This is a genomic window from Streptomyces sp. NPDC060198 (genome assembly GCF_042728415.1).
Taxonomy (GTDB): Bacteria; Actinomycetota; Actinomycetes; order Streptomycetales; family Streptomycetaceae; genus Streptomyces.
This window is the reverse complement of sequence record NZ_JBHWZJ010000150.1, coordinates 1-16569: the sequence shown is the minus strand read 5'-3', so window position 1 is coordinate 16569 and position 16569 is coordinate 1. Positions and strand designations below refer to the sequence as shown.

Sequence of the window (16569 nt, the reverse complement as noted above, 5' to 3'; positions counted from 1 at the left end):
GGCCCGGGGCGTCTTGGCGTTCGGGAGGCTGTCGGACCGGGGGCCCGTACCCCGACACCCCGATCAGGAGTCCGACCATGAGCATCGCCACCACCCCCGCCGCCACCTCCTCCACCACGGCTTCCGGGCCCACCGCCCCCGCCGCCGGAAGCCCGCAGCCGTCGGAAACCGCTGAGACCGCGAAGGCCCGGAAGGCGCCGAAGACCGCGACCGAGGTGACCGGGGCGCACACCGAGGAGGCCGCGGCGCTGATCGGCGGCGCCCGGGAACGGATCGACGCGCTGGACGACCGGATCATCGGCCTGGTGCAGGAGCGGATGGCGGTGTCGGCGGTCATCCAGGAGGCGAGGATCACGTCCGGGGGCCGCCGGGTGAACCTCTCCCGCGAGATGGAGGTGCTCAGCCACTTCCGGGACGCGCTCGGGAAGCCCGGCACCCCGCTCGCGATGACGCTGCTGGAACTCTGTCGCGGCCGGGTGTGAACCCGGCGCGCGGCGGAGTGCGAGGGGCGGTCCGCCGCGCCCAGGGCTGTACGGCCGCACCCCCGTTCGGTCTCCGTCTCACCCGTACGGAGCGTGTCCGGCCCCGGCTGGTCTTCGTTGTTCGGGGTGTCCGTGCCAACCAGGGGCGGCGTCGGCAGGAAAGCGCGCGTGGCTCCGCTCGGACGTGTGACGTATCTCAGGTGCGTCGTGGGACCACGTCCCGGCGTGAGGGTCTGTATCCACGGGCCCTGGTGACCGGACGGCAGGGGACAGCGGTCCGGTCACCCGTGTGGGGGCCGGCTCCGGGGACGCCCGGGGCCGGCCCCCACCGGTTTCTCCGTACGGCCCGCCCTCAGGCCTGCGGCGCCGGCTTCGGCGGTACGGCCGGGATGCCCAGGAACGGCAGCTTCAGCGCGCCGAACGCCTCCTCGGGCACCACCGGCGTGACGGGTTTCACCGGGGTCAGCCGCTCGTACGCCTGGCTCTGGGCCGGTCGCGGGTCGTCCTCGCCCTTGTTGGGCCAGAACGACATGGCGCGCTCGGCCTGCGCGGTGATCGTCAGCGACGGGTTGACGCCCAGGTTGGCGGAGACCGCCGAGCCGTCCACCACCGAGATCCCGGGGTGGCCGTGCAGCCGGTGGTACGGGTCGATGACGCCCTCCGCCGTACTCGCCCCGATCGGGCAGCCACCGAGGAAGTGCGCGGTGAGCGGGGTGCCCATCAGCTCGCCGATGTTGGACCCGGCGAAGCCGTTGATCTCCGCCGCGAGCAGCGAGGCGGCCTGCGTGGCCTCGGCGATCTGGGTCGGGTTCGGAGCCCCGTGGCCCTGCCGGGCGGTGAGCAGGCCCTTTCCGATGCCACTGGGCTTGCGGTAGGCGGTCAGCGAGTTGTCGAGCGACTGCATGACGAGCCCGATGATGGTCCGCTCGGACCACTTGCGGTTGGAGAGCGAGCGGGCCGCGATCGTGGGGTGCCTGACCACCCTGCCGACCCAGGCGAGCACCCGCCGCCGCGCGAACGGCACCTGGAGGATGGTGAGGCCGCCCATGGCGTTGGAGCCCTTGCCGTACCGGACCGGCTCGATGTGGGTGCTGGCGTCCGGGTGGATCGAGGACGTGATCGCGACGCCCTTGGTGAAGTCGGGCTTCGCGCCGTGCTTGCGGCGGTAGCGGCGGTCGCTGGTCTGCGCGCCGACCAGCCCCTCGGAGTTGGTACGGGTCAGTTCGCCGAGCCGGTCCGAGAGCCGGGGCAGCCGCCCCTCGTCCTTCATCCGGTGCAGCAGCGTCTGGGTGCCGTACGTGCCCGCCGCGACGATCACGTACCGGGCCCGGAGCGTGCGGGGCGCGGCCTTGCGGCGGCGGTCGGTGGGAACGGTCTCGACCCGGTGGCCGTGTTCCGGGCCGTCCGGGTCCTCGGTGACGGAGAGCACGGTCGTCATCGGGTGGATGACGGCCCCGGCCTTCTCGGCGAGGTGGAGGTAGTTCTCGGTGAGGGTGTTCTTCGCTCCGTGGCGGCAGCCGGTCATGCACTCGCCGCATTCGGTGCACGCCTTCCGGGCGGGCCCGGCGCCGCCGAAGTACGGGTCGGCGACCGTGCCGCCGGGCTCCGCCTTCGCCGTGCCGTCGGCGTCCCGGCCGTCGCCGAAGAACACCCCGACGGGTGCCAGGTGGAAGGTGTCGCCGACGCCCATCGCCTCGGCGGTCGCCTTGAGGTGGATGTCGGAGGGGGTCGTCGTCGGGTTGAGCCGGACCCCGAGCATCCGGGTCGCCTGGTCGTAGTAGGGCCGCAGCTCGTCCTGCCAGTCGGTGATGCCCGCCCACTGGCGGTCCTCGAAGAACGCGGCGGGCGGCACGTACAGCGTGTTCGCGTAGTTCAGCGAGCCTCCGCCGACCCCGGCTCCGGCCAGCACCATGACCTTGCCGAGGAGGTGCACCCGCTGGATGCCGTAGAGGCCGAGGGCGGGGGCCCAGAGGTAGTTCCTCAGGTCCCAGGAGTTCTTGGGCAGCGTCCCCGGGGTGAAGCGGCGGCCCGCCTCCAGCACCCCGACCCGGTACCCCTTCTCGGTCAGCCGGAGCGCCGAGACCGCGCCGCCGAAGCCCGAGCCGACGACCAGGACGTCGTAGTCGAAGGCGGCGTCGGAGGCGGTGTCGCCGCCGTCGGCCTGATGGCGGGCAGCACTGTCCTCGGGCATGGCTCTCCTCGTTCTCGTCGCGATGTCTCGCGGACCTCGGTGGAACCTGCTGGGGTCGTCACGGACGGCCGCGCGCGATCAGCGCAGCCGGAACGCCTTCATCGCCTTGAGGCTGCGGCTCATGAACGCCGCGTACTTCTCGTCGTCCATCCCGAAGGCGGGGGCGAGCGGGATCAGCCGCTGCTGGGCGACGGTCTGTGCCTCGGTGTACTTGAGGATTCCCTCGGAGCCGTGCCGTCGGCCCAGCCCGGAGTCCTTCATGCCGCCCATCGGGGACTGCACGCTGCCGTAGGCGGGGGCGTACCCCTCGTTGATGTTGACGGTGCCGGTGTTCAGCCGGGCGGCGACCCGGTGGCCGCGCCGGGCGTCCTTGGTCCAGACGCTGGCGTTGAGGCCGTAGGGGGTGGCGTTGGCGAGGGCGATCGCCTCGTCCTCGTCGGTGAAGCGGTAGACCGAGACGACCGGTCCGAAGGTCTCCTGGGTGCAGACCTCCATGGGCGCCTCGACGCCATCGAGGATGGTCGGCTCGTAGAAGAGCGGGCCGATGTCCGGGCGCGCCTTCCCGCCCGCGACGAGGGTGGCGCCCTTGGCGACGGCCTCGTCCACGTGCCGGACGACGGCCTCCAGCTGGCGTTCCCCGGCGAGCGAGCCCATGTCGGCGCCGTACGCGAGGGAGCCGCCGAGCCGCATCGCCTTGGTCCGCGCGGCGAAGCGGGCCACGAAGTCGTCGGCGACGGACTCGTGGACGTACAGCCGCTCGATGGAGATGCAGAGCTGCCCCGCGGAGGAGAAGCAGGCGCGGACGGCGCCGGCGGCGGCCTTCTCCACGTCGGCGTCGGCCAGTACCAGCATGGGGTTCTTGCCGCCGAGCTCCAGCGAGACGCCGACCAGCCGGGCCGCCGCGCCCTGGGCGACCTCGCGGCCGGTGCGGGTGGAGCCGGTGAAGGAGACGTAGTCCGCGCGCTGGACGACCTCGGGGCCGACGACCGGGCCCTCGCCGAGCACCACCTGGAAGACCTCGGCGGGCAGCCCGGCTTCGATCAGCAGGTCACGGGCCCAGAGGGCGGTCAGCGCGGTCTCGGTGTCGGGCTTCATCACGACGGCGTTGCCGGAGACGAAGGCGGGCAGCGCGTCGCCGACGGAGAGCTCCAGCGGGTAGTTCCACGGGGCGATCTGGCCGACGACCCCGCGCGGCTGGCGCAGCTCGGTGACCTTGGTCAGCGTCGGTACGACCCCGGTGTGCCGCTTCGGGCGCAGGTACGCGGGCGCCTTGCGCCCGTAGTGGCGGGAGGCGACGGCGACGGCCTGCACCTCCTCGTGGGCGTGCAGCCGGGCCTTGCCGGTCTCCAGCTGGATGAGGTCGAGCACCTCGGCCTGGCGCTGGAGCACCAGGTCGTGGAAGCGGAGCAGCACGGCGGCCCGGGTGCGTACGGGGGTGGCGGCCCAGACGGGCTGGGCGGCGCGGGCCCGTTCGAAGGCCGTCGCCACGTCCTCGGGGGTGGACTCCGGCAGGTCGGCCAGCTTCTCGCCGGTGATCGGGGTGTGGTTGGCGGTCCGTCCCGAGCCGACGACACCGCGGACCAGCCGGGCGACCAGGTCGGGGGTGACCACGTCGGCCGCCGTGCGTACGCCCGCCGGGGCCGCGGCCACCGGGTTGGTCCCGGCGGCCGGGACCGCCTGCGAGTCGGCCGCGTCCGTGTCCGCCGCCTGCGAGTCCGCTGCCTTCGTGTCCGCTGCCTGCGAGTCCGTCATGAGGGCGAGGGTAAGTCCCCCGGACGACTTTGGGTACCCGTGGGTAACAGCCTTTTCACACTCCCCACACCCAGCCAGTGATCACTGGCGACGTAACCGCTGATCAGCGCGGTTCCCCGTGCGGCGGCGGGTGATCGGGCCCATGGGGGCCCGACTCGGGCACCGGCCCCACGCCCGCCTCCCGCCGCACCGGCCGCGCGCGGGTCACCCGGTCCCGGCGGGCGGGCGCCAGCTCCTCAGCATCGTGTCGAACAGCTGCCGGGTGTCGTCCCAGTCGTCCACCGGGGCGGTGAGGTAGAGCGCGTACTCCGGGCCGCCGGTGTCGCCGGCGAAGTACATCTGGTCGATGCCGCGCCGCTCCCCCGGATGGTCCTTCGTCTCCGTCCAGGTGAACTCCCACAGCGAGCCGGGGTAGTCGCGGAAGGTGTTCTCCTCCAGCGAGACGCGCGCGTACCCGGGCAGCCGGTCCACGAGGTTCCCCTCCATGGTGAGCATGTGGGCGTACGGGGTGTCGAAGTCGGGTGCGTCGTCGATGCTGATGCGGATGCGGTGCCCGCCCTCGTCCGGGGTGTAGTCGATCTGGGTGCCCTCCATCCGGCGCTCCCAGCCCTCCGGGACGGCGAGAGTGAAGCCGGCCGGGTCCTCCACCCGCTTCCAGCCCGCCGGTATCGCGGAGCCCGCCGTCCCGCCGGAACCGGCGGTCGGCGAGGCGGCGACGTCGGAGGGGTCGACCGAAGGGTCCGCGGCCCCGTCCGAGGGGCCCGGGGTGGCGGACTCCCCCGCCGTGACGGTGGGCGAGGGCGGTGCGGCGTCGTCGTCCGAACCGGTACCGGCGTAGTGCATCGCGCCCAGTCCGGCCCCGGTGCCGAGCACCGCCGCGACCACCACGGCCACCACCGTGTTGCGGCGCCGCCGTGATCCGGCCTTCGGTCCGGTCGCCGCGGTGGTGCCGCCGGGCGGTGTTCCGTACGGGAAGCCGACCGGGGGCGTGGGGGCGCCGAAGCCGGGCGCGGGCGACGCCACCGCCGGCTGCCCGGCCGGGGCGCCGTGGCCGTGGCCGGGCGGAGCCTGCCCGGGCCGGGGTTCCATCGGCGTGGTCGGTCCGGTCGCGGGTCCCTGCCCGGTCGCGATCCCACCGGCCGCCGGCGGGTTCGTATCGCTCCGCGTCTCGCCCGGGTAGTGCCGCGTGTCCACGTACACCTGCGCGGTCCGCGGTTCGCGACCGGTCAGCACGGACCGCAGCATCCGCTCGGTCTCGACGGCCGAGGGCCGGCCCGCCGGGTCCTTGCACAGCAGGGCGGCGATCACCGGCCCGAGAGTGCCCGCCGACGCGGGGATGGACGGTTCGTCGGTGACGACCGCCTGCATGGTCGCGATGGGGGACGAGCGGCGGAACGGCGAGCGGCCGTCGACCGCCGCGAACAGCGTGGCGCCGAGCGACCAGAGGTCGGACGCGGGGCCGGGGTCGTGGCCCTGCACCCGCTCGGGCGCCAGATAGTCGATCGACCCGATGAGTTCGCCGGTCCGGGTGATGGTCGAGTCGCCCTCGATGGCGGCGATACCGAAGTCGGTGAGGAGGATCTGTCCGTCGCGGGCGAGCAGGACGTTGCCGGGCTTGACGTCCCGGTGCAGCACCCCCGCCGCGTGCGCGGCACCCAGCGCGCCGAGCACCCCGAGCCCGATGCGCGCCGCCTCGTGCGGGGTGACCTCGCCGTTCTCCTTGGCGGAGTCGGCGAGTGACGGTCCGTCGACGAACTGCATGACGATCCACGGGCGGTCGTCGTGCTCCAGCACGTCGTGGACGGTGACCACCCCGGGGTGGCTGATGCGGGCGGCGGCGCGCGCCTCCTTGCGGGTACGGGCGTGCAGCACGACCCGGTCGGCCTCCGCGACGTACAGCCCGGCGGTCAGTTCCTTGACGGCGACCGTGCGGTGGAGCAGTTCGTCCTCGGCCCGCCACACCTTGCCCATGCCGCCCCGGCCCAGCACGTCCACCAGCCGGTACCGCCCCGCGAGCACCAGTCCCGGCGCCGTCGCGGCGACCCTGTCGGTGCGCCTGCCGCTGTTCGATGAGTGATCCACGTGTCGTCCCCGCCCCGTTCCTCGGGTGCCAGGTTACGGAGGGGCTCGGAGGCGGGGAACCTCGCACCGCCCATGAGACCGCACTGTGATGACCCCGGACGGCGCCGAACCGGAACATTCCGGACCGTCAGGAGGTCACCTTGTACGAGGAGATGACCTGCTGGTAGATGCTGGAGACCTGGTCGCGCTCGTTGACCGGGCCGATGACCTGGATGATGTGGTACCGGCCGTCGACGATCATCGCGAGGTTACGGACGTACACCTCACGGCCGTTGCCGTCCTGCCAGGTGTACTGCCCCTCGGCCATGGCCTGCCGGCCGACGTCGACCCGGCGGAGCCCGGTGGCCGTGGCCCAGGAGGAGTCGCGGAACGGCTGCAACTCCGCCTCCTTGTCGCGCTGGTACGTCAGCGGATCGGAGCCGTTGGCCTGCACGGTGTCCCGGCCCGGCACGACGAGCAGGCTGAACCCGTCACTGCCGTAACGGACCTGCCCGTCCGTGTTGGCCGGGCTGCGCTGCCAGCCCTTCAGCACGCCCACCTCGAACCCTTCCGGGTCCTTGCGGAGCGTGTAGCCCGGCGGGAGCGCGGCGGCGGACCGGCTCGTCTGCGGGTCCTGGGTACCGGGTGCTTCCGAGGTCTTGCCGGACGGGGACGGCTTCTCGGCGGGCGGGAGGGACCCGGCCGGGGTCGCGGAGTCGGTGGCAGCGGGAGTGGGAGCGGGAGCGGCGCCCGTGCGGGTGGCGTCGTCGTTCTTCGGCATGAAGAGCATCGCGTAGACCACGGCACCGGCCAGCGCCAGCAGCACGAGCACCAGGAGCAGCCGGCCGAGGCGGCGCGGCGGCCGGTCGCCGTTGTCCCGCAGCACCTTGGGTTCGCGCGGACCACGCGGGGGCCTGCGCCCCTGCGTCTCCTGAGGCTGGTGGTACGCCTGTTGCCGCGGGGGCTCCTGGTACGCCCGCTCGTCGGTCTCCGGGTAGGCGTGCAGCCCGAGGGCCTCCAGCCCACCCTCGGCCTGGCCGCCACCCTGACCGCCGTGGGCGGACTGGCGGTGCCGGCCCTGGGAGGCGGAACGGAAGCGGCCCCGGCGCCTGCGGACGAGTTCGCCCTTGCGGCGGACGATGGGCAGTTTGGTGGCGTCGTCGGCGGGGAGCGGCACGACGTCCGAGCCCGCCTCGGGCTCCGGGGCGGACCGGATGAGGGAGCGCAGCCAGCCGCGCAGCTCCTCGAAGTCGGGCCGCTCGGCGGGGTCCTGGCGCAGCAGTGACTCCACGACCGGCCGCAGCGGACCGCACTCCTCCGCGAAGGCGGGCGGCTCTCCGCACACCATCTGGACGAGCTCGGCGGCGTTCTCCTCCGGGTAGGGCGCGTGCCCCTGGACGGCGCGGTAGAGCAGCGCGCCGAGCGCCCAGAGGTCGGTGGAGGGGCCGATGGGCGGGGCGAGTTGCCAGTTCTCGTGGACCGGTCCGGCCTGTTCGGGCGCCCACCGCTCGGTGACGGCTCCGACGACGGCGATACGGGCCTGACGGGCGCGTTCGGCGGCGAGCGGGGTGGCGGGCCCCCGGTAGACGGGACCCTGGTCACCTGCGGCGACGACGGCGTCCCAACTGCCGGCGGGAACACGTTCGACGGCAGCCCCGGACCGGGCGGCGGGCAGCACCTCGCGCCGGGTGTCGGCCCGCAGGGCGTCGGCGCCGGAACCACCGGCGGGTACGGGACGGCCCGAGTGGCCGTCCTCCCAGGAACCGGCCAGGTGGACGCGCCGGCCCGGCGCGGCCGGACCCGGGTCCTCCGGGTCGTCGTCCTCCTCGTCGTCCTCCTCGTCGTAACGGTCCGGGTAGAGGTCGGCGGACGAACGGCCCCAGCCACTGGGCAGCGGCGGCAGCGCACCGGCGGCGGGGCGTGGCGGCGGCAGCAGCCCCGGCCCGTCCACGGCTTCGGCACGCCGCTGTTCCTCCGCGAGCCGTTCCTCCTCGGCACGCCGCTGCTCGTCGGCGAGCCGCTGCTCTTCCGCCTGGCGCTGCTCCTCGGCGCGCTGCTGTTCTTCGGTGACGCGGGCCGAGGCCGCGAGGGCGCCCGCCCGGTAGGCCGCTATCGCCCCTGCGCGGGCCGCCCGCAGCTGGGCGGCGGTCGCGGCGGCGGGGTCGGCGGGCGGCGCCTCGGGGCCCGGGGGCCGGCGCTGCGGGACGGGGGGTGCCGCAGGGCGTGGCACCAGCTCGTGCCCACCGCCCTCCGGCGGCGCGACCGGCACCGGGTGGTGCGCGCCGGGGTACGCCTGGGCGCCCTTCGCGTACGGGTCGCGGGGCTCGGGCCGCGGCGCGTACTCCGGACGGTCGGTGTACCGGTCCTGGTCGGCGTACGGGCCCTGGTCGGCGTACGGGTCGAAGGGCTCCGGCCGCGGCGCGTACGGGACGGGTGCGGCGGGCAGCGCGGGCGGGAGCGCGGCGGGCGGCGCGGGGGTGTACCCGTCGGACCGACGGCCGTCGTCGCCGTCACCGCCCTCGGCGTCGTCCCCGCTGCCGTCGGTCCCGCCGTCGTATCCGCTCTCGCGCGGGTGTCCGCCGCCGCGGCCGTGTTCGTCGTCGTGCTCGCCCTCGGCCTCGTGCCGCTGGGGCGGGAGTTCCGGTTCGTCCAGGTCGGGACGGGGCACGGTGACGTACCCGCAGAGCGCTTCCTCGGCGGCGCCCGCCGCGAGGCCGGTCAGCATCACCCGGCCGTCGTCGCAGACCAGCACCGTCCGCACGGTGATGTTGCGGTGGGTCCAGCCGTGCGCGTGCAGCACCCGCAGGGCGGTGAGCACGTCGGAGCCGATCTCGGCGGCGCGGTAGGGGCTGAGGGGGCGTTCGGCCAGCAGCGCGGCGAGGGGGCGCGCGGGGACCAGCTCGCTCACGATCCAGAGCGAACCCGCCTCGGCGAACACGTCGAAGACCTGGTCCAGTCGCGGGTGGTCCGGGACCTGCGCGGCGGCCTGCGCGGCCTCTATCGCCCGGCGCACGGCCGGGTCCGAGGAACGGCGTACCGCCCGGCCGGTGGCCCGGCGCACGGGTGACGGCCGGCCGTCGCCGTCGAGCACCTCGGCGTCGACGACCTCGGGGAGCGGCACCTGCCGGACCAGGACCTCCTGGCCGCTGTAGGTGTCGAAGGCCCGGGTTTCGAGAAGTTCGTAGGCGTCGTTCGGCGGCAGCGGAAGGCGGTAGCGGTCGGCGAGCACCCGACCCGCATAGTCGTCCACGACGCCTCCCCAGAGCGCACGGTCCCCCGGTCACGAGATCCGGGCGACCCGTCACATCACGGTCATGTGCGTACATATGACACGCCGTCACGGCTGCCTACGGTTCTCAGCCTCTTACGATACGTGGCCGGACGCGACGGCGTGTCCGGGTCGCGCAACCCGGGCGGTACGGGCCGGGTGCGGCCGTCGCCGGCCGGTGCGGTGACCGCCCGCCGGGGGCGGTCACCGGCGGGCGTCAGTCCTTGGGCGCGAACGTGGCGAACGCCGTCTCGCGCAGGGTGCGGCACTCGTCCTCGTTCCACTCCCCGGCCGGGCAGCTCACCATGATCGAGTAGCCGTGCGTGGAGTCGGCCCGGAAGCCGCGGTTGAGGACGTGGACCCGCTCGCCGTTCTGCGTGCGCTCGAACTCCCAGTCCGCGACGGTCGGGTAGCCGTTGTAGTCGACCTTCTTGATGCCGATGTGCTTGTAGTCGTTGCTGGCGGCGCTCACCCCCGCGACGGCCGCGGTCCACGCGGCGGCGGCGTCCTTGCCGGGAGAGCTGTTGTAGTCGACCTGGACGCGCGGGAAGGAACCCTTCGACGCGTTGTAGATGCCGCCCGAGTTGGAGCCGGCGATGGCGGTGCGCCCGTAGGACTTGGGCATCGCCATGGTGAAGTGGAAGCGGCTGTCGGTGACGGTCCTGTACCCCTGCGGCAGCGCGTCGCCGCCCTTGTCGTCCTTGCCGCCGTCGTCACCCTTGGCGCCGTCGTCCTCGCCGCTCCCGGTGTCACCGGGTGAGGCGGCGGACCCCGACGGGGTGCCGGCCGTGGACGGGCTCGCGGAGCCGTCGGAGTTCCCCTGTCCCTGGGTGCCGTCCTTGCCGGTGTCCTTGCCCTTCCCGGAGGCGTCGGCCCCGCCGGTGGTGGTCCCGGCCGCGCTCGACTGCCCGCCGGTGCCCTCGCCGCCCGTGTCGTCCCCGCCGAGGCTGAGCGCGAGCACGGTGCCGACGACGGCGAGCACCACGATCCCGGCGATGATCGCCAGGGTCCGGCGCGGCACCACGTCGGTGAGCGAGGCGCGGGTGGACGCGCCGGGACCGCGCGGCGGCAGTCCGCCGGACGCCGAGGCCGTGGCGGCCCCCGGGGTGGCCTGCGTGGCCGGGGTCGCGCCGGGCCGGGAGCCGGTGGTGGGGGCGGCGGCGGGCTCGGCGGGGGTGCCGGCGGTGGTGGCGGAGGCGCTCGAAGCCCCGGCAGCCGCCGCAGCCCCGGCGGTTCCCTCTGCGGCTGCGGCGGCCTTCGAGTTCCGCGCGGCGCGCAGAGCACCGCGCAGCCGGTCCCGGGTTCCCTCGCCGGTACGCGAGGACGCCGGCGCGTCGCCCGAGGGCTTGGTCCTGTCCGCGGGGGACGGGCCCACCCCGGTGGGTACGGCCATGACCTGGGTGGCGTCGGCGGGCGGGGCGGCCGGCTGCTCCGGTGCGCTGACGACCGCGGTGAGCAGGGCCCGCGCACCGGCGTCGTCGAGCCGCTGCTCGGGGTCGCGGGTGAGGAGGCCGTAGATGACGTCCTTCAGCGGACCCGCGTTCTTCGGCGGGTCGAGCGGTTCGGTCATCACGGCCGTCAGCGTGGCGATGGCCGAGCCCTTGTCGTACGGCGGGCTGCCTTCCACGCTCGCGTAGAGCAGACCGCCGAGCGACCAGAGGTCGGCGGGGGGGCCGGGCTTGTGGCCGCGGGCGCGCTCCGGCGAGATGTACGAGGGTGCGCCGACCAGCATGCCCGTGGAGGTCACCGAGGGGTCGCCCTCGACCTGGGCGATGCCGAAGTCGGTGAGGACCACCCGGCCTTCCTGGGATATCAGCACGTTGGACGGCTTCACGTCCCGGTGCAGGATGCCCTCGCGGTGCGCGGCGCGCAGCACGTCGAGAATGGCCAGGCCGACCTCGGCCGCCCGGCGGGGCGTCAGGGTGCCGTCCTCACGGATGACTTCGGCGAGGGACTTGCCCTCGATGAGCTCCATGACGATCCACGGCCGGTCGTCCTCGTCCACCACGTCGAACACGGTGACCGCGCTGGTGTCGCGGATGCGCGCGATCGCCTTCGCCTCGCGCAGGGTGCGTGTGATCAGCCGTCGCTTCTCGTCCTCGTCGATGGCCGTCGGGAACCGGAGTTCCTTCACCGCCACCGTACGGCCCAGCGTCTCGTCGTCGGCGCGCCAGACGGTACCCATACCGCCTCGCCCGAGCACCTTCCCGAGCCGGTACCGTCCCGCGAGAAGACGTCCCTCGGTGTCCCGTTGGGGCCCGTTTGCCTGCTCCGCCTCCGACATGCGTCCCCTCTGCGATCAACCCGCCCTGGCAGAGCGTCCATTGTCCCTCACCCCGGGACCGGTTCTGGTGCCGGGTCCGGGGTCGGCCCCGACGGGGCCGGGGAAGGGCTCCGGCGCACGGCTCCCCGGGCTCCGGTACCGGCGGCGCCGGAGCCTTCAGCCGCCCCGCCGCAGCCCCGTCCGGGCGCCCCCGGTCCGGCGGCGCCCCTGCCGACGGGTTCCCCCTCGGCGCCCGGCCATGCCTCGGCGGGCCGTGCGCGCGGGCACGTACCGCCTCCGGTCCCGTCGCGCGACGCCCCGTCAGATCGGCACGATGTCCGGTGCTCCGAGCCGCGCCGCGTCGGCCGTCAGGTCGTCGGGCTGGCGCTGCGACTCCCGTTCGGCCTCGACCCGCTTCTCGTAGTGCTCGACCTCGCGGTCGACCCTGTCCGCGTCCCAGCCCAGCACCGGGGCCATCAGCTCCGCGCAGACGCGGGCGCTGAGGGTACCCCGGTCGAAGGTCTCGATGGAGATACGGGTCCGCCGGGTGAGGACGTCGTCCAGGTGGCGGGCGCCCTCGTGCGAGGCGGCGTAGACGATCTCGGCCGCGAGGTAGTCGTCGGCGGCGGGCAGCGGCTCGCCCAGTGCGGGGTTCTCCGCGATCAGCGCGAGGAGTTCCTCGGCCAGCGAGCCGTACCGGTTGAGCAGGTGCTCGACCCGGACGACGTGCAGCCCGGTGGAGGCGGCGATCCGGGCGCGGGCGTTCCACAGGGCGCGGTACCCCTCGGCGCCGAGCAGCGGTACGTCCTCCGTGACGCACTCGGCGACCCGCTGGTCGAGCCCGTGCACGGCCTCGTCCACGGCGTCCTTCGCCATCACCCGGTACGTCGTGTACTTGCCGCCCGCGACCACGACCAGGCCGGGCACCGGGTGCGCCACGGTGTGCTCGCGGGAGAGTTTGCTGGTCGCGTCGGACTCGCCGGCCAGCAGGGGGCGCAGCCCGGCGTAGACGCCTTCGACGTCGTCCCTGGTCAGCGGGGTGGCGAGCACGGTGTTGACGTGTTCGAGGAGGTAGTCGATGTCGGCGCTGGAGGCGGCCGGGTGGGCCTTGTCGAGGCTCCAGTCGGTGTCGGTGGTGCCGACGATCCAGTGGCGGCCCCAGGGGATGACGAAGAGGACGGACTTCTCGGTGCGCAGGATCAGCCCGGTCGAGGAGTGGATGCGGTCCTTCGGCACCACGAGGTGGATGCCCTTGGAGGCGCGGACGTGGAACTGTCCGCGTTCGGCGATCAGCGCCTGGGTGTCGTCGGTCCACACACCGGTCGCGTTCACCACCTGCTTGGCCCTGACCTCGTACCGGCCGCCGGTCTCGACGTCCTCCACCAGGGCGCCGACGACGCGTTCGCCCTCCCGGAGGAATCCGGACACCCGCGCACGGTTCGCCGCGTGCGCGCCGTAGCTGACGGCGGTACGCACCAGGGTGGCGGTGTAGCGGGCGTCGTCCATCTGGGCGTCGTAGTACTGCAGGGCTCCGACCAGGGCGTCCTTGCGGAGCGCGGGTGCCACGCGCAGGGCGCGGCGGCGGGAGAGGTGGCGGTGGGCGGGGAGCCCCCGGCCGTGTCCGGAGGAGAGGGACATCGCGTCGTAGAGGGCGACGCCGGAGCCCGCGTACAGCCGCTCCCAGCCCTTGTGCTGGAGCGGATAGAGGAACGGCACCGGCTTCACCAGGTGGGGGGCGAGGCGTTCCAGCAGCAGTCCGCGTTCCTTGAGCGCCTCGCGGACCAGGGCGAAGTCGAGCATCTCCAGATAGCGCAGGCCGCCGTGGATGAGTTTGCTGGACCGGCTGGAGGTGCCGGAGGCCCAGTCGCGTGCCTCGACGAGTCCGGTGGCGAGTCCTCTGGTGGCGGCGTCCAGCGCCGTCCCGGCGCCGACCACGCCCGCCCCGACGACCAGTACGTCCAGTTCGCGTTCGGCCATCGCGGCGAGCGCCTCGGCGCGCTCGGCGGGTCCCAGTGTCGATGTCCTCAACTCTGCCTCCCGGTGGATCGGGGTGGGCGGGCACCGGGCGATGTGTCCGGTGACATCCGGCCGGGCCGGACGTTCCCACCTCCCGATTCTGTCCGCGACGGGCGACTTCAGCCACCGCCTGTGGACAACGCCGCCCATCGGCGGCCTGACGAACGGGTACCGGCGGTGCGCGGCCACGCATGACAGCAATCATCGAATACGACATAAATGCGACATGCAGGTCATATTTACGCCTAGTCTGACCTCGCACGGCCCTCAGCGGTTGCGCTTCGGTCCTCCATGGCTCTAGGAGAAGGACGGCCCTCGAATGCCCGCAGACCTCGCGGTCATCGGCCTCGGCCACCTCGGCCTGCCACTCGCCCAGGCAGCGGTCGCCGCCGGTATCGACACCATCGGCTACGACACCGACCCCCGCCCGTACGCGGATCTCAGCGCGGGGCGCACCCCGGTCGAGGGATCGCTCACCGCCTCCGAGGTCCGCAGGATGCTCTCCCGGGGCTTCCGCCCCACCACCAACGCCACCGAACTCGGCCGGGTGCGCACCGCGGTGATCTGCTCCCCCACCCCCCTCGGGGCCGATCGCACCGTCGACCTGACCGCCCTCGGCGACGCCGCCCGCGCCCTGGCCGCCCGGCTGCGCCCGCACACCACGGTGCTGCTGGAGTCGGCCGTACCCCCCGGCACCACCGAGAACTTCCTGCGCGGGCTGCTCGAAGAGGGCTCCGGGCTGCGCGCAGGCCGGGACTTCCACCTGGCCTGCTCCCCCGGCCGCCTGGACCCCGGCAACCGCACCCACACCTACGCCAACACCCCGCAGGTCATCGGCGGCCTCACCCCCGCCTGCACCGAGTCCGCCGCCGCGTTCTACGGCCGGCTCACGGACAAGGTCGTACGCGCCAGGGGCCCGCGCGAGGCCGAGATGACGAAGGTGCTGGAGACCAACTTCCGGCACGTGAACATCGCCCTCGTCAACGAGATGGCGGTCCTCTGCCACGAGCTGGGCGTCGACCTCTGGGACGTCATCCGGTGCGCGGAGACCAAGCCCTTCGGTTTCCAGCCGTTCCGCCCCGGCCCCGGGGTCGGCGGCCACGGCGTCCCCCTGGACCCCGGCGGCGTCCCCCGCCCCGGCCACGCCCCCGGCCCGCCGCTGCGGCTGGTGTCCATGGCGCAGGAGATCAACGACCGCATGCCGAGCTACGTGATCCGGCGCAGCGCCACCCTGCTGAACGAGCACGGAAAGTCCGTGCGCGGCGCCCGCATCCTCCTCCTCGGCGTCACCTACAAGCCGGACAGCGCCGACCAGGAGGCGGCCCCGGCCCGCGAGATCGCGAGCCGGCTGATGGACCTCGGTGCCCAGATCGGCTACCACGACCCGCACGTCCTGGACTGGCGGATCCGCGACGCCCCCGTCCCCCGCGCCGACTCGCTGTACGAGGCGGCGGCCGCCGCCGACCTGACGCTGCTCCTCCAGCACCACCGGACGTACGACCTCCAGGGCCTCGCGGTGAAGGCACAGCTGCTGCTCGACACCCGGGGGGCCACTCCGGCGGGGGCCGCGCACCGGCTGTGAAGGCCGGGACTCGCCCCGCGGGCGGGGACGGGCGCGGGGCGGACGCGGGGCGGGCCGGTATTGCGGTGAGCGATGTCGTAGGTGGCTGCTAGCCTGCGGCGTCACCTTCGCACAGAGTTGCGTATCTGCCGCACAGTCGTGCGCGCGTCCGTCCCAGGGGGGATCTTCACCATGAGCCAGCCCGTGCCGCCGCCCAGTCAGCCCCAGCCGCCCTTCGGCGGGCAGCCCGTCGAGGGCAACCCGTACGCGGCCGAGCAGCCCAAGGCGCCGGCTCCGGCGGCACCGCCCGTCGGGGCGCCCGTCCCCCTGGCACCGCCCGTCGGCGCGCCCGTCCCCCTGGCACCGCCCGTCGGCGCGCCCGCCCCCCTGGCACCGCCCACCGGCAACCCCTTCGCCCCGCAGCAGCCCGGCCAGCCGGGTCAGCCGGGTCAGTTCCCCGGCGTTCCGTTCGCACCGATCACCGGTCCGGTCCGCAACAACCTGGCCCTCGGCCTGCTCGCGTCCTTCGGCACCGCCCTCGCCGTCGGCGCGATCTACGGCGGCATCACCGGCGCCACCGAGCGCGAGTTCGTCTACGCGGCGGTCGTCGTCGGTCTCCTCGTCGGCTGGGTCGCGGGCAAGACCGGCGGCCGCAACCCCGTACTGCCGTTCGCCTCCGTGGTGTTCGCGCTGGGCTCGGTCTACTTCGGCCAGCTGCTCGCCGACGCGATCATGGCCTCGAAGCAGCTCCCGGTCTCCGTCTCGGAGATGTTCTTCCAGCACCTGGGCGTGCTCCAGGAGATCTGGAAGGCCGACACCGACTTCATCAGCATCCTCTTCTTCGGGATCGCCGGCTTCGCCGCGTTCTCCGCCGCCAAGAAGATCTCCGACTGACCCGCACGCGTACGGGGAAGGGCCCCCACCACCCCAAGGGTGTCGGGGCCCATGCCCCTAAGCGCGAAAACTGCGGAGCGG

The 16569-nt window shown here is 73.9% G+C and carries 9 protein-coding genes; 3 read left to right on the top strand and 6 right to left on the bottom strand.

Going from position 1 to position 16569, the window contains the following annotated elements; genetic code table 11:
• The first annotated feature begins 77 nt into the window (after positions 1-77).
• Positions 78-482: a chorismate mutase gene (locus ACFWEP_RS19330; protein WP_387371508.1), complete on the top strand. Its 405-nt coding sequence runs from the start codon at positions 78-80 to the stop codon at positions 480-482.
• Positions 483-834: 352 nt separating this feature from the next.
• Here the strand turns inward: ACFWEP_RS19330 and ACFWEP_RS19325 are convergent, their stop codons facing one another.
• The 6 genes from ACFWEP_RS19325 to ACFWEP_RS19300 all read right to left on the bottom strand — a co-directional run bounded on the left by ACFWEP_RS19325 (position 835) and on the right by ACFWEP_RS19300 (position 14045).
• Positions 835-2673 (bottom strand): GMC oxidoreductase, encoded by a 1839-nt coding sequence (locus ACFWEP_RS19325; RefSeq protein WP_387371507.1) that lies wholly within the window; start codon positions 2671-2673, stop codon positions 835-837.
• A 78-nt stretch (positions 2674-2751) separates the two neighbouring features.
• Entirely contained in the window at positions 2752-4425 is a 1674-nt protein-coding gene (locus ACFWEP_RS19320) for a succinic semialdehyde dehydrogenase (protein WP_387371506.1), read from the bottom strand.
• A gap of 204 nt (positions 4426-4629) precedes the next feature.
• Positions 4630-6396 carry a protein kinase gene (locus ACFWEP_RS19315; RefSeq protein ID WP_387371509.1) on the bottom strand — a complete coding sequence of 589 codons (1767 nt, stop codon included), beginning with the start codon at positions 6394-6396 and terminating at the stop codon, positions 4630-4632.
• 238 nt (positions 6397-6634) lie between these two features.
• Positions 6635-9736 (bottom strand): protein kinase, encoded by a 3102-nt coding sequence (locus ACFWEP_RS19310; protein ID WP_387371505.1) that lies wholly within the window; start codon positions 9734-9736, stop codon positions 6635-6637.
• A 235-nt stretch (positions 9737-9971) separates the two neighbouring features.
• Positions 9972-12038, bottom strand: a complete 2067-nt coding sequence (locus tag ACFWEP_RS19305) for a serine/threonine-protein kinase (RefSeq protein WP_387371504.1) — start codon at positions 12036-12038, stop codon at positions 9972-9974.
• A 300-nt stretch (positions 12039-12338) separates the two neighbouring features.
• Complete coding sequence (locus ACFWEP_RS19300; protein WP_387371503.1) at positions 12339-14045, bottom strand: glycerol-3-phosphate dehydrogenase/oxidase; 1707 nt, start codon at positions 14043-14045, stop codon at positions 12339-12341.
• Between the two features lie 307 nt (positions 14046-14352).
• On the opposite strand from ACFWEP_RS19300, the gene ACFWEP_RS19295 reads away from it, so the two are divergent.
• Together ACFWEP_RS19295 and ACFWEP_RS19290 are read left to right on the top strand one after the other, a co-directional pair.
• Entirely contained in the window at positions 14353-15615 is a 1263-nt protein-coding gene (locus tag ACFWEP_RS19295; protein ID WP_387371502.1) for a nucleotide sugar dehydrogenase, read from the top strand.
• A 171-nt stretch (positions 15616-15786) separates the two neighbouring features.
• A complete protein-coding gene (locus ACFWEP_RS19290; protein ID WP_387371501.1) occupies positions 15787-16488 on the top strand; it encodes a hypothetical protein in 702 nt (233 codons plus the stop codon).
• The last annotated feature ends 81 nt before the right edge of the window (positions 16489-16569 follow it).